Origin of the sequence: Streptomyces sp. NBC_01450, from assembly GCF_036227505.1 — a bacterium.
In the GTDB taxonomy this organism is placed as follows: domain Bacteria; phylum Actinomycetota; class Actinomycetes; order Streptomycetales; family Streptomycetaceae; genus Streptomyces.
The window spans coordinates 4,342,476-4,355,139 of record NZ_CP109480.1 but is presented as its reverse complement, the minus strand read 5'-3'; the positions used below and the strand labels follow the sequence as shown (position 1 = coordinate 4,355,139).

Below are 12,664 nucleotides of genomic sequence, written 5' to 3'. Positions count from 1 at the left end.
TCTTAACCACGGCAGCAGCGGCCTTCTCCGAGGCCCTGGTTCCGTGCTGTACTTAATAGCCGTCGGACTGGCTCACCCCCAGTCCCCCAAGACGCCGAGAGGAGGCGATTCCAGTGATCAGCATCAACATCAGCTCCATCAGCACCGCCAAAGTGACCGATCGCTCGGTCGTCTCCACGTGCCTGCTCGGCGTCTCGAACCTGGGCACCGGTCTGTCCGGCATCACTGCCGTCCGGCCGGCCTCCCCTCTGTCTCTCGCGGTTCTTCCCATCCGTGAGCGCAATGAGCGACCGATGAAGGCACTGGAAGCGGCAGTAGTGGCAGAGGCCCAGGCCTATGCCTTCGCGGCAACCGGTGCCGGATCCCTGAAGCAGACGAAGCACCACCACACGATGTGGGCCTTCCGTGGGCCTGAACCCTGGAGTGATCCAGCCTGATTCTCCATCAGGCCGGCGCCTTCAGGGCCGCGGAACCCCACCCGGGATCCGCGGCCCTTCTGTTTGTCCCCGATCGGGGACGGCAGAGCGAAGGGGCCTCGGGACAAGAAAAGAACCCGGTACCAGCCGCCAACCGGCCAACCCGGCCGGCACGACCAGACGAGGAAGACGAACCGTGCAACTCGAAGCGCACGCCCCGTCCGTACCGCCTTCCGAAACGATCCCCCCGCCCGGCCTCACGGAGGACCCCACCTTGATCCCGCTCACTGCGCTCACCGCGCTCGACGACGCCATCGAGAACCTCGGCGTACCCGTCCCCTGCCGCTCCTACGACCCGGAGGTCTTCTTCGCCGAGTCGCCGGCCGATGTCGAGTACGCCAAGTCCCTCTGCCGCACCTGCCCGCTGATCGAGGCCTGCCTCGCCGGCGCCAAGGAGCGGCGCGAGCCCTGGGGTGTCTGGGGCGGCGAGCTCTTCGTCCAGGGTGTTGTCGTGGCCCGGAAGCGGCCGCGTGGCCGCCCGCGCAAGAACCCGGTCACGGCATGAACACCGCAGGAACGATCGATCGCCCCCTGACGCACGACCCCAAGAAACAGGCCCCGATGAAGCCGTCCACCAGCGAGCCCGCAGGCTCCGCCATCCCAGACTTCACCACCACCGGCGCGAACGACTCGCGTCAGAACAGGACCCGCGAGATGCAACTCATCCCAGAAGCCCTGGCTCGTGCGCATATGCACGAGCGACTGCACGAGGCCGACCGGGAACGCCTGGCCGCGCGCCTGGCCTCCGCCCGTCGGATGCAGCGTCGGGCCGAGCGCGCTTCCCTGCGTGCCCGGCGCGCGCTGGCCATGGCGGTCATGCACTAGCCGAAGGCAGTCGCGGCAGTATCAGTGAGCAGATCCTCGCGGGGGTCGGTCCGAACGGACCGGCCCCCGCGGTGCGTTGTGCCGGGCGAACCCACGGCCACGGCGTTATCGTCGCCGAGTGACGAGTCTTCCCGGGGACAGTGACAGCACCGGCTCCATGCCGCGGCCCGACACGGCCGAGGCCCCGCGCACCGTGTGCGCCCGCTGTGGCGCCCCGGCCGACGGCCCCCCGCTGACGTGGACCTGCTCCAAGGAGAACGGCACCCACCACTACTTCTGCGACAACTGCGCCCGCAGCAACCTCAGGGCGATCGAGGGACGGCTGGACTCGGCCTGGTGGTAGGCCACGGGCGCGCCACGTCCGCCGCTCGAAGGCGGCCCGAGTCATGCTCCGGCCGCTGATCCCTCCTCGTCCAGCAGCTCATCCGTCGGGTCCTCTCCCGGTACGAAACCCGGCAGCCATTCCTCCAGTTCGTCACGGAGCCGGACCGTCGCACCGAGCTGGCACAGGACTCCGATGGTGCTCAGGGTCACACGGTGTATCAGGAGGTACGACGGTGGCAGGTTGAGGAGCCTGCCCAGCTGGTGGGCGGGGGAGCGGGGGTCGGCGATGCGGGCGGCCTGACTGCGCATCCAGCCGCGGGTGAAGGTGAACTCGTCGGCCTGGGCCGGTTCGATGATCGGGAGGAGATAGTCCATGACCGCGTCGGGTTCGAGCTCTATGGACTCCTTGACGAAGCCCTCCTCACGCAGCAACTGGTAGACCGCTTCGGCCTCGCCCTCGAGAGTCATCCGGAGGGAGTAGCCGATCGTCGAGGGCAGACCGCCGGGAAGACGGTCGACCGTGCCGAAGTCCAGGACGCCCAACCGCCAGCCGCTCTTCTCGTCCGGCAGGAGACGGAAGTTGCCCGGGTGCGGATCGGCGTGCAGCAGTCCGGTGCGGGCGGGGCCCGAGAAGAGGAACCGGGCCAGCAGCTGGCCCGCACGGTCCCGCTGCTCCTGGGTGCCGTCGGTGATCACCTCCGACAGCGGTATCCCGTCGATCCACTCGGTCACCAGGACCTGGTCGCACTGGTGGACCACCGCCGGGACGAGCACGTCCGGATCGCCCGTGAACTCCGTGGCATGCGTCTGCTGGGCCTCTGCCTCCAGTGCGTAGTCGAGTTCCTCGGACACCCGGTCGCGCAGCTCCGTGATGAGCGGCTTGATGTCCATGCCGGGGATCAGCGGACCCAGGAGCCTGGCGAATCGGCTGAGCTGGGTCAGATCGGACAGCAGGGCCTCGCCCGCCCCCGGGTACTGCACCTTGACGGCGACCTCGCGTCCGTCGTGCCACACCGCCCGGTGCACCTGGCCGATAGAGGCCGCCGCGGACGGCTTGTCCTCGAACTCCAGGAACAGCTCGGACCAGTCCTCACCGAGGCGCTCCCGCAGAACGGAGTGCACCGTGCGCGTCGGCATCGGCGGCGCCGCCTCCTGGAGCTTCGTCAGTGCCGCGCGATAGGGCCCCGCGACCTCCTCGGGCAGTGCCGACTCGAAGACGGACAGTGCCTGCCCGAACTTCATGGCACCCCCCTTCAACTCGCCGAGGACCTTGAAGAGCTGCTCCGCCGTGCGCTGCTGCAGCTCGCGGCCGACGATCTCCGCGGACTTCCCGCCGATCCTCTTGCCCAGCCCCCAGGTCGCTCGCCCGGCGAAGCCGAGCGGTAGCGCGGCGAGTTTGGCAGTACGGGTGACCGCCTTCCGGGGAAGATCAGACATGCGCCCTCCAAGTCCCAGACAGCCGTGCCGCATGCGGCTGTTGCCCCGCCATTGTCTCGTGCGGTTGCCCGTCCTCGGCGGCGCGTTCCCCCTTCTTACTTTTCTCCGCGGCGCCGCACGGGCATGCGGGATGCGGCCACACCGGCTTCGCGTGCCAGTCGAAGCCCGGCGCGGAGGACTCCCAGCGTGCCCCGGCGCTGGAGGGGAGCCGTCCGTCGAGGAAGGCGAGCGCGTGTCCCGCCGCGAGTCCCGCGATGCCGGTCGCCAGAGCGAGGTCGCACGCCGGGACCTGGTGCGAGGTGCCGGAGCGCCACTGGGCGATCAGGCGTGGCCAGGTCGGATCCCGGTCGACGCGCTCCTGGTCCAGACAGCCCGCGCAGCCGGTCTCACCGGGCAGCACCAAGGGGCCGACGACCCCCGTTCCCTCCACGACTCCCGCGTACAGATGGGGTGTGCCGGAGGCGATCAGGGGTTCGGCGGTGGCGGGATCGGGGGCGTGCACCGCCAGGCCGTCCCGGGGCGCGAGGATCACCAGGGAGAAACCGAGCTCCTCGCCTTCGGCGGGCCGTGGTGGGCGATCCGGCGCCGCTCGGCGCACCGCCCGCCGGGCGGCTTCCTCCCGGCGCTCGCCGATGGAGGCCGGAGGCAGTCCGCCCGGTGCCACGTCCCAGGGTTCGACGCTGCCGACGTCGCGGACCTCTACCTGGCCCACACCCGCGCCGGCCAGTAGAGAGGCCAGGACGACTCCCACCCGGCCGGCGCCCCGCACCTGCACGCGCAGGGAGTGGCGGGCGGCCAGATGCTTCATCGCGTCGCCCGGCGAGCGGGTGACGAGGGACAAGGACGCGAGGTCGGGACGGAGCCGGTCCAGGACTGCCTTCTTCCCGCGCAGGGCGTCCGCGGCCGGGCCACCGCCGGTCGCGTCGTCCAGCAGACCGGAGCGGGCCAGCCGCTCCACAAGTGCGTCGACGTGACCGTCGGGCAGGCCCATCGCGCGTCCCAGGTCGCGAAGGAGCGGCAGCCCGCGCGTTCCGTTGAGGAGGTCGAGGAAGCTGCCTGTCGCCGTGTCCACCGGGCCCAGCACCATCGCGTGCGCGGGTGCCATACCGAACTGCACGGTGTTGAGATCCCGCCAGCCGCGCCGCAGCGCGGGCTTCACCATCGGATGCATGACCGACCCCCCGTACCCATAGGGCATCCCCGTGTGTCGGCGGGGTCCGTCCCGGGTCCGCCGATCGAATGCCAGCATGCCCGGCGCGGCCGAACCGTGCCGAAAGTTGTCCACAGGCGGTGGTGTTCGTCGTATGAATCAAGCGCACGGAGTGCGGATCGGCATCGAACCGTCCAGGGGACGGGACTTCCCCCATGTGCAGCGGGTAACGTCGGGGCGTGCCCGCCGACCCACTGCACCGCGCCGCAAAACCACAGCGCAGCACGACGAGCCCGCCGCCAAGCGGCTCGGGGGCGAGCCCGATCGAGGTTCGCAGGAGCGCGCGCCGGCGCAGAACGGTCTCCGCGTACCGCGAGGGCGACCGCACCGTCGTGCTCATCCCCGCCCGTATGTCCGAGGCGGAGGAACAGCGCTGGGTCAGCGTCATGCTCGACAAGCTGGCCGCCCAGGAGAGCAAACGGGTGCTCGGCGACGCCGAGCTGACCGAGCGCGCCGCGCGGCTGTCGGAGCAGTACTTCGACGGCCGGGCCCGCCCCGCCTCGGTCCGCTGGGTCACCAATCAGAACACGCGCTGGGGTTCGTGCACCCCGGCGGAGGGCAGTATCCGTCTTTCGCACCGCCTGCAGGGCATGCCCGAGTACGTCGTCGACTACGTCCTCGTCCACGAACTCGCACACCTTCTGGTGCCCGGTCACGGGCCCCGTTTCTGGCGGCTGCTGGAGGCGTATCCGCGTACGGAGCGTGCCCGCGGCTATCTCGAAGGGGTGGTCGCGGCCGAACGGCTGCCCCATCTGCCCGTGGCGAGCGACGAGTAGCGGGCGGGCGGCGACGCACCGTCCCCGCCGAGGGGCGATTGTGTACCGGGTCTGTACCGGCGGCGTTCACTCCCAGAGTTTCCCGTTAGCCTGACGCGACGCAATCGCACTCGGGATGGGGGACGGTCGTTACGCATGGCCAGGGAATTCCAACGCGGCCACAAGGCCAGGATCAGTGACCTCACCGCGGGCACGGATCTGTACGTAGGTGTGCAGATCACCGGTCCCGGACTGACCTTCGACATCAGCTGCTTCGGTCTGGACGCCGACGAAAGGCTCTCGGACGACCGGTACTTCGTCTTCTTCAACCAGCCGAAGACACCCGAAGAATCCATCCAGCTCCTTGGCGCCCAGTCGGGTGACACGGAGTCCTTCCGCGTCACGCTCGACCGGATCCCGGCGCAGATCCAGAAGCTGTCGTTCACGGCGACGATCGACGGCGCCGGGCAGATGTCGCAGATCGCCCCCGGGTACCTCCGTGTTGTCGCGGGCGGTGAGGAGGTGGCCCGGTATTCGTTCACCGGTGCGGAGTTCTCCACCGAGCGTGCCGTGATGCTGGGCGACTTCTACCTGAAGGACGTCTGGCGGTTCGCCGCCGTGGGGCAGGGCTTCGACGGCGGCCTCGACGCGCTGCTCAAGAACTTCGGTGGTGAGGTCGCCGAGGAGCAGCCCGCCGCGCAGGAGCCGCAGGCCGCCGCCGCACCGTCCTTCGCTCCGCCCGCTCAGGCCACCGCGCCCCCCGCGTTCGGCGCCCCGGCTCCGGCTCCCGTCCCCGCGCCGCAGCCCGCCGCACAGGGGTTCACGCCGCAGCCCGCCACACCCTCGGTGCACGCCGCGCCGACCATCATCGCCCCGCTGCACACCCCACCGGGCGGCCCCGTGCCGCCGCCGGGCCCCGCGCCGTATGTCCAGCCGCCCGGTCCGCCTGGTCCGCCCGGTCCGCCTCCGGGCTACGGCCAGCAGCAGCCGTACGGCCAGGTTCCGGGTCAGGCGCCCGGTCAGTACCCGGGTCAGCCCGGCGCGCCCTCCCCGTACGGTGTTCCGCAGGGCGCCCCGCAGAGTGGTGCCGGTGTGGCCGCCGCGCTGGGGGCCTACAAGGAGACGCCCACCGGGCAGCGGTGGACCCAGCAGAACAAGAAGCTCATCCGCGTGGACCTCGGTATCGGCGGCCAGCCCGTGCTGGCCCGCCAGGGCAGCATGGTGCTCTACCAGGGCAAGGTCGACTTCAGCTACAAGGGCGCCGGCTTCGCCGGGCGGATCGTGGGCAACGCGACCGGCCAGGAGATGCAGCTCATGCGCTGTACCGGCCAGGGGCAGGTGTTCCTCGCCGAGAACGCCACCCACGTGCACCCCATCGAACTCCAGGGCGACGCGATCTGTGTCTCCGCGGAGAGCGTCCTCGCCTTCGACGAGTCCCTCCAGTACGAGGTCCGGCGCATCGAGGGGCACGGCATCCCCGGAGGCGCGCTGTTCACCATGCAGTTCCAGGGGACCGGAACGATCGTCGTGAAGACGCACGGCGCTCCCGTCGTGCTGCCCGTGACGCCGACGACCTTCGCCGACTGCAACGCCGTCGTCGCCTGGTCCGCGGCCTCCCAGGTGATCGTGTCCAGCCAGGTACGGATGCGCCGCAACGCCTACCCCGGCGACACCGGGGAGAGCGTGAACCTCCAGTTCCGCGGCGCGCCCGGCAATTTCATCGTCGTCCAGCCGTACGAGGTCTGAGGGAGCCCGTCATGAACCAGCCACTCGCGGGCTTTGCCCCGGCACCCGTCACCGCCCGTATGGAAAACCACGGCAACCACATGCTGAAGGTCGCCATGCAGACCGGAAGCGACCTCTTCGCGCGCGTGGGCTCGATGGTCGCCTACGAGGGGTTCGTCCAGTACGAGCCCAACCCGCCCGCGGTACGCCAGATCGCGCGGGACTGGATGACCGGTGAGGGCGCGCCCCTCATGAAGTGCACCGGCGACGGCCTGCTCTATTTGGCCGACTACGGGGCGAACGTCGTCGTGATCAACCTCAACGGGGACGCGATCTCCGTCAACGCCACCAATCTGCTCGCCTTCGACGCGCACCTCACCTGGGGCGTCGAGCGGGTGAAGGGGCTCGCCAAGTTCGCCGGACAGGGCCTGTGGAACACCAAGATCTCCGGCCAGGGCTGGGTCGCACTGACCTCCCGCGGCACGCCGATCGTGGTCGACTGCGGCGGCGGCGAGGACGAGACGTACGTCGACCCGGACGCGCTCGTCGCCTGGTCCCCGAACCTCAAGGTGAAGGGCAAGCGCAGCTTCAAGGCGCAGTCGCTGATCGGACGCGGCAGCGGCGAGGCGTACCAGATGGCGTTCTCCGGGCAGGGCATCGTCGTCGTCCAGCCCAGCGAGGACAGCACCGACCGCCTCCGGATCCGGGGCTGAGGGGGAGCACGACATCATGCAGAGCCCGCTTTTCGGCTACAACGAGCAGCAGACCCAGGAGCGCTACAGCCTGCAGAACTCGCAGATGCTGAGGGTCGTCATGGAGGGTCACGACGACATCCTCGCTCGCAAGGGCACCATGGTCGCGTACCAGGGGCTCGTGGAGTTCGACGCCGAGTACCAGAACAACAGCCAGCACCGTGCGCGCGCGTACACCGGTGAGGGCCTCGACCTGATGCGGTGCCACGGGCAGGGGACGGTCTATCTGGCCAATCTCGCCCAGCACGTGCACGTGGTCGACGTGGAGCAGGACGGTCTGACCGTCGACAGCAGCTACGTCCTGGCGATGGACTCCTCGCTGCACCACGAGGTCATCGCCGTGGACAGCCAGTACGGCATCTCCGGCTCCGGCAAGTACCAGCTCAACATCACCGGCCGTGGCAAGGTCGCCCTGATGACCTCGGGGATGCCGCTGATGATGCAGGTCACGCCGGACAAGTACGTCAACTGTGACGCCGACGCGATCGTCGCCTGGTCCACCGGCCTGCGCGTCCAGATGCAGGCTCAGACGCACTCCTCCGGGGTGTGGCGGCGCCGCGGCAGCACCGGTGAGGGGTGGGAGCTCAGTTTCCTGGGCAAGGGCTTCGCGCTCGTCCAGCCCAGCGAGTTGCTGCCGCCGCAGAACGCGGTGATCGGCCAGGGGCTGCGTGCCCAGTACGGCATGGGGCAGCAGGGGGCCCGGGCGCAGAACCAGGGCAACGTCTGGAGCTGACCGGCCTACGGCCAGTCGGTCGTGCGACGGTCAGGTGACCGGGTGACGGTCCGGGAAACAAACGTAAGGGGCGATCGCCATGGCGGCCGCCCCTTACGCATGCCTCAGGCCGAGAGCCGTGCGCGGGTTGCTTCCAGGAGCCGTACGACCGAGGCGTCCGCCACGTCCGCGACCTCCTCGTAGGGGAACCAGCGCAGCTCCAGGGACTCCTCGCTGATCGCCGCCAGGGCCTCGGCCGGGGCGAGCGCGGCGTACTGGACGTCCAGGTGCCAGTTGCAGGGCGCCGGGATGGCATGCCGGTCCAGCGTCACGGGGCCGCCCGGCAGCAGGGTCAGACCCTCGATCCCCGACTCCTCGGTCGCCTCCCGCAGGGCGGCCGCCTCCAGCGTCGGATCGCCCGGCTCGCAGTGCCCGCCCATCTGCAGCCACATCCGCAGTTTGCGGTGCAGTGTCAGCAGGACGCGGCCGCCAGCGGGGTCGATGACCAGCGCGCTCGCCGTGACGTGCCCCGCCGTACAGGACTTCCACATGCCGTCGGAGTGCTCGGACAGATGGTCCAGGTAGACCTGGCGCAGCTCTTCCTGGTCCTCGTACTTCTTCAGTACGAGGACCGCGTCGTCGTGGAGGGTCACTCGGTGCCGTCGCCCTTGTCGTCGTCCTTGGGAGCGTCGTCCTTCTTCAGGTTCGGCTTGTCGGCGGAGCCGCTCGCCGCCTCGCCGAGCATCTTGTCGAGCTCGGAGAAGTCCAGCTGCTCACGGTGCACGAAGCCGTCCGGGTCGTCGAGGTCGGACGCGGTCGGCAGCATGTCCGGGTGGGCCCACAGGCCGTCGCGGCCGTCGACACCGCGCGCGTCGGTGAGCGAGGCCCACAGGCGCGAGGCGTCCCGCAGCCGGCGCGGGCGCAGCTCCAGTCCGATCAGTGTGGCGAACGTCTGCTCGGCGGGTCCGCCCGTGGCACGGCGGCGGCGCAGCGTCTCGCGCAGCGCGTCCGCGGAGGACAGACGCGGCTTCGCGGCCGCGTGTACGACCGCGTCCACCCAGCCCTCGACGAGCGCGAGCGCCGTCTCCAGACGGGCCAGCGCGACCTTCTGCTCCGGCGTGTCCTCCGGCTGGAACATGCCCTGCTGGAGGGCGTCCTGCAGCTGCTCCGGGTTCTGCGGGTCGAGCTGGCCGACCACGTCCTCCAGCTTGGCCGTGTCGACCTTGATCCCGCGCGCGTAGCCCTCGACCGCGCCGAACAGGTGCGAGCGCAGCCACGGTACGTGCGAGAAGAGACGCTGGTGGGCGGCCTCACGCAGGGCGAGGTAGAGCCGCACCTCCTCCTGGGGGACGCCCAGGTCCTTGCCGAACGACGCGATGTTCAGCGGCAGCAGCGCGGCCTTGCCGGCCGGGCCGAGCGGCAGCCCGATGTCGGTCGAGCCGACGACCTCGCCCGCGAGTACGCCGACGGCCTGCCCGATCTGTGTGCCGAACATGGCGCCGCCCATGGAGCGCATCATGCCGATGAGCGGGCCCGCCATGGCCTGCATCTCCTCCGGCAGGACATCGCCCATCGCCGCGCCGACCCGCTCGGCGACCGGGTCGACGAGCTCCTTCCACACGGGAAGGGTCGCCTCGACCCACTCCGCGCGGCTCCAGGCCACGGCGGAGGCGGCGCCGGACGGCAGGGACGTCGCGTCGTCCAGCCACAGGTCGGCCAGGCGTACGGCATCCTGAACCGCGGTGCGCTCGGCGGGGCCGACGCTCGCGTCCTTGGTGCCGTCAGAAGTGCCCTGGGAGACCGTCTGGCGGGCGATCTGCTTGGCCATGTCCCAGTTCACCGGGCCGCCCTCGTACGAGAGCATCTGGCCCAGCTGCTGGAACGCGGCCCCCAGGTCGTTGGGGTTCATGGAACCGAACATCGCTGCGAGCGGATTGTCGGCGCCGGGGCCTCCGGCTCCGGGCAGCCCGAAACCGAACGGTCCCTGACCACCGCCGCTCTGCTGGTCCTTCTCCTTGCCCTCGTCGCCGTTCTCCGGCTCCTCCGGCGGAAGGCCGAATCCGAATGGGGTGTCACTCACGGGATTCCTCGGCTGGTAAGGCCGCCGGTTCGTTCCGACGGCGGCTGCCCGACAACACCACCCAGCGTAGACACCCGAGCCCGATCGGGCCTCGGTGCTTCGCCGACTCTCGGCCTGCGGCAGGATGGATGCCACCTGGTACGGACGCGTCACGCGCGTCCGTTACTGAAGACAACCGCTGGAGACGCCCGGTGAGTTCCCCAGATCCACAGGTTCGCGCAGCGCGAAACCACTCAACCAGCTCGCCCTTGCGCGGGCCCGTCGTCGCGGTCACCGGCGCCGCGTCCGGCGTGGGCGCGATGCTGACCGAGCGGCTTGCCGCCAGCGAGGAGATCAAGCAGGTCATCGCCATCGACGAGCGTCGCGGCGAGTGCGAGGGTGCCCAGTGGCAGATTCTTGACGTCCGGGACCCCGCGATCGCCGAGAAGCTGCGCGGGGCGGACGTCGTGGTGCATCTCGCGCTCGACCTCGACCTGGAGACGGACGCGGCGGCGCGCACGGCGTACAACGTCCGGGGGACGCAGACCGTGCTGACGGCCGCCGCCGCGGCCGGGGTGCATCGGGTCGTGCTGTGCACCTCCGCGATGGTCTACGGGGCGCTGCCGGACAACGAACTGCCGCTCTCCGAAGACGCCGAACTGCGGGCGACCGCCGAGGCCACGGGGGTCGGGGACCTGCTGGAGATCGAGCGGCTCGCCCGGCGGGCGCCGCGCGCGCATCCGGGACTCAATGTCACCGTCGTACGGCCGGGGGTCCTGGTCGGTGGTGGTACCGACACCGCGCTGACCAGGTACTTCGAGTCTCCTCGGCTGCTTGTGGTGGCGGGGTCACGGCCTGCCTGGCAGTTCTGCCACGTCGAGGATCTGTGCAGTGCTCTGGAGTACGCCGTCCTGGAGAAGGTGGAGGGGGAGCTGGCCGTCGGGTGCGACGGGTGGCTGGAGCAGGAGGAGGTCGAGGAGCTCAGCGGGATCCGGCGAATGGAACTGCCGTCCGCCGTCGCACTGGGGGCCGCCGCGCGACTTCACCGGATTGGGCTCACTCCTTCGCCCGCCGGGGATCTCGCGTACACGATGTACCCCTGGGTGGTGAGTGGGAGCCGGATGCATGACGCCGGGTGGCGGCCGCAGTGGACCAATGAGGAGGTTCTCGCGGAGCTGCTGGAGGAGGTTGCCGGGCGGCACACGGTGGCTGGGCGGCGGCTGGGGCGGAAGGACGCGACGGCGGCGGGGGCCGCGGGGGCGACGGTCGCTCTTCTGGGTACGGCTGCGTTGGTTCGGCGGGCTCGGAAGGCTCGGCGGCGGATCTGAGTTTTTGGCGGGTACGTGCGGGTGCGGGCGCCTCTGTCCTGGGGGCTCCGCTCCCAGACCCCCGCGTAGGCCTGAACGGCTTTCGGCCTTCTGTAGGAGGCTCCGAAAGGTCACGCGCGTGTGCGGGGTGATCGGCGTATTTCGTGGGTGCCGTGGGGTGCGGCACGATGGGCGTATGGCACCTACCTTTGAGCATCCGGGTGAGCAGGGCGCGCAGGATCCGATTCGGTTGTTGGCGATCCGGGACGAACCGCTCTCCTTGGATGAGGTCTTCCGGGCCGTCGGGGACGACGCCGCCGGGGGGACCGCGTTCTTCGTGGGGACCGTGCGCAACCACGACGGGGGTGCCGACGTCGACGGGCTGGGGTATTCGTGTCACCCCAGTGCGGAGGCCGAGATGCGGCGGATCGCCGAGAAGGTGGTCGCCGAGTATCCGGTGCGGGCGCTGGCCGCCGTGCACCGGGTCGGTGACCTGGCCGTCGGTGATCTCGCGGTGATCGTCGCGGTGTCGTGTCCGCACCGCGGGGAGGCCTTCGAGGCGTGTCGCAAGCTGATCGACGACCTCAAGCACGAGGTGCCCATCTGGAAGCATCAGAAGTTCTCCGACGGCACCGAGGAGTGGGTCGGCGCGTAGCGCCGTCGTTGAGGGGTGGTGGTCGGGCGACGGGAGGGCGGGTCGGAACCTGTTGAGGGAGTCGGCCGGACGTGTGAGTCCGGCCTCACCGAGTTCTCACCTTTGCTCCGGTTGCGTAACCGACCCCCGGGCGTGAGCGTTAACAAGGCGGATGGTTAATCTGCTGATCAGTCAGTTGCGGTCGCTTGTGGGGTTGGGAGGTCGGCATGGCGTCGCTCGCCTGGTTGCTGATTCCGCTTTTGGCCGCGATCGGTGCAGGACTGTGGGGCAGTTGGGCCGGCCGGAACCGCAAGACGGCGGGAGACGGCATCGAGCTCGAGGGGTACGCGCGCTTCCGTGCGGCCATGGAGCGGTCCGAGGCCGTCATGGTGCGGCCCGGTGGCGGGGAGAAGTCGCACTCCGACGCGGTCTGAGGCCGGGGCCCTGA

The 12,664-nt window shown here is 70.2% G+C and carries 15 protein-coding genes; 11 read left to right on the top strand and 4 right to left on the bottom strand.

Annotated features, from left to right (window positions below; all coding sequences use genetic code 11):
- Positions 1–113: 113 nt before the first annotated feature.
- From OG568_RS19380 to OG568_RS19365, 4 genes are all read left to right on the top strand, one after another.
- Positions 114–437 carry a hypothetical protein gene (locus tag OG568_RS19380; protein ID WP_329532489.1) on the top strand — a complete coding sequence of 108 codons (324 nt, stop codon included), beginning with the start codon at positions 114–116 and terminating at the stop codon, positions 435–437.
- Between the two features lie 175 nt (positions 438–612).
- Positions 613–981: a WhiB family transcriptional regulator gene (locus OG568_RS19375; RefSeq protein ID WP_115906056.1), complete on the top strand. Its 369-nt coding sequence runs from the start codon at positions 613–615 to the stop codon at positions 979–981.
- Positions 978–1,301 carry a hypothetical protein gene (locus OG568_RS19370; protein WP_266431668.1) on the top strand — a complete coding sequence of 108 codons (324 nt, stop codon included), beginning with the start codon at positions 978–980 and terminating at the stop codon, positions 1,299–1,301. Before OG568_RS19375 ends, OG568_RS19370 begins: the two co-directional genes overlap by 4 nt.
- A gap of 118 nt (positions 1,302–1,419) precedes the next feature.
- Positions 1,420–1,644, top strand: coding sequence for a hypothetical protein (locus OG568_RS19365; RefSeq protein ID WP_443077701.1), 225 nt, complete (start codon positions 1,420–1,422; stop codon positions 1,642–1,644).
- 41 nt (positions 1,645–1,685) lie between these two features.
- Here OG568_RS19365 and OG568_RS19360 read toward each other — a convergent pair whose 3' ends face one another.
- Together OG568_RS19360 and OG568_RS19355 are read right to left on the bottom strand one after the other, a co-directional pair.
- The gene (locus OG568_RS19360; protein WP_266431667.1) at positions 1,686–3,062 is read right to left on the bottom strand and encodes an ABC1 kinase family protein; all 1,377 of its coding nucleotides are present in this window, start codon (positions 3,060–3,062) and stop codon (positions 1,686–1,688) included.
- Complete coding sequence (locus tag OG568_RS19355; RefSeq protein ID WP_329532488.1) at positions 3,055–4,233, bottom strand: TOMM precursor leader peptide-binding protein; 1,179 nt, start codon at positions 4,231–4,233, stop codon at positions 3,055–3,057. Before OG568_RS19355 ends, OG568_RS19360 begins: the two co-directional genes overlap by 8 nt.
- 218 nt (positions 4,234–4,451) lie before the next feature.
- Between OG568_RS19355 and OG568_RS19350 the strand changes: the two genes are divergently transcribed.
- The 4 genes from OG568_RS19350 (at position 4,452) to OG568_RS19335 (ending at position 8,237) form a co-directional block, all read left to right on the top strand.
- Complete coding sequence (locus OG568_RS19350; protein ID WP_329532487.1) at positions 4,452–5,048, top strand: M48 metallopeptidase family protein; 597 nt, start codon at positions 4,452–4,454, stop codon at positions 5,046–5,048.
- A 135-nt stretch (positions 5,049–5,183) separates the two neighbouring features.
- Complete coding sequence (locus OG568_RS19345) at positions 5,184–6,773, top strand: TerD family protein (protein ID WP_329532486.1); 1,590 nt, start codon at positions 5,184–5,186, stop codon at positions 6,771–6,773.
- Positions 6,774–6,784: 11 nt separating this feature from the next.
- On the top strand, positions 6,785–7,465 hold the full coding sequence (locus OG568_RS19340; protein WP_266431663.1) for an AIM24 family protein: 681 nt from the start codon (positions 6,785–6,787) through the stop codon (positions 7,463–7,465).
- Between the two features lie 16 nt (positions 7,466–7,481).
- Positions 7,482–8,237 (top strand): AIM24 family protein, encoded by a 756-nt coding sequence (locus OG568_RS19335; protein WP_329532485.1) that lies wholly within the window; start codon positions 7,482–7,484, stop codon positions 8,235–8,237.
- A 104-nt stretch (positions 8,238–8,341) separates the two neighbouring features.
- Here OG568_RS19335 and OG568_RS19330 read toward each other — a convergent pair whose 3' ends face one another.
- Positions 8,342–8,869 (bottom strand): NUDIX hydrolase, encoded by a 528-nt coding sequence (locus tag OG568_RS19330; RefSeq protein WP_329532484.1) that lies wholly within the window; start codon positions 8,867–8,869, stop codon positions 8,342–8,344.
- Positions 8,866–10,296: a zinc-dependent metalloprotease gene (locus OG568_RS19325; protein WP_329532483.1), complete on the bottom strand. Its 1,431-nt coding sequence runs from the start codon at positions 10,294–10,296 to the stop codon at positions 8,866–8,868. The genes OG568_RS19330 and OG568_RS19325 overlap by 4 nt, the downstream gene beginning before the upstream one ends.
- Before the next feature lie 191 nt (positions 10,297–10,487).
- Between OG568_RS19325 and OG568_RS19320 the strand changes: the two genes are divergently transcribed.
- The 3 genes from OG568_RS19320 to OG568_RS19310 all read left to right on the top strand — a co-directional run bounded on the left by OG568_RS19320 (position 10,488) and on the right by OG568_RS19310 (position 12,650).
- Positions 10,488–11,603 (top strand): SDR family oxidoreductase, encoded by a 1,116-nt coding sequence (locus tag OG568_RS19320; protein WP_168495357.1) that lies wholly within the window; start codon positions 10,488–10,490, stop codon positions 11,601–11,603.
- A gap of 175 nt (positions 11,604–11,778) precedes the next feature.
- Entirely contained in the window at positions 11,779–12,237 is a 459-nt protein-coding gene (locus OG568_RS19315) for a molybdenum cofactor biosynthesis protein MoaE (protein ID WP_266585660.1), read from the top strand.
- 206 nt (positions 12,238–12,443) lie between these two features.
- The gene (locus OG568_RS19310; RefSeq protein ID WP_266431949.1) at positions 12,444–12,650 is read left to right on the top strand and encodes a hypothetical protein; all 207 of its coding nucleotides are present in this window, start codon (positions 12,444–12,446) and stop codon (positions 12,648–12,650) included.
- Positions 12,651–12,664 lie beyond the last annotated feature (14 nt).

Bases quoted from the DNA above. Each gene is read 5' to 3' on its own strand.
- OG568_RS19360 (WP_266431667.1), bottom strand. From the start codon at position 3,062: ATGTCTGATCTTCCCCGGAAGGCGGTCACCCGTACTGCCAAACTCGCC.
- OG568_RS19345 (WP_329532486.1), top strand. From the start codon at position 5,184: ATGGCCAGGGAATTCCAACGCGGCCACAAGGCCAGGATCAGTGACCTC.
- OG568_RS19310 (WP_266431949.1), top strand. From the start codon at position 12,444: ATGGCGTCGCTCGCCTGGTTGCTGATTCCGCTTTTGGCCGCGATCGGT.
- OG568_RS19335 (WP_329532485.1), top strand. From the start codon at position 7,482: ATGCAGAGCCCGCTTTTCGGCTACAACGAGCAGCAGACCCAGGAGCGC.
- OG568_RS19340 (WP_266431663.1), top strand. From the start codon at position 6,785: ATGAACCAGCCACTCGCGGGCTTTGCCCCGGCACCCGTCACCGCCCGT.
- OG568_RS19315 (WP_266585660.1), top strand. From the start codon at position 11,779: ATGGCACCTACCTTTGAGCATCCGGGTGAGCAGGGCGCGCAGGATCCG.
- OG568_RS19370 (WP_266431668.1), top strand. From the start codon at position 978: ATGAACACCGCAGGAACGATCGATCGCCCCCTGACGCACGACCCCAAG.
- OG568_RS19355 (WP_329532488.1), bottom strand. From the start codon at position 4,233: ATGCATCCGATGGTGAAGCCCGCGCTGCGGCGCGGCTGGCGGGATCTC.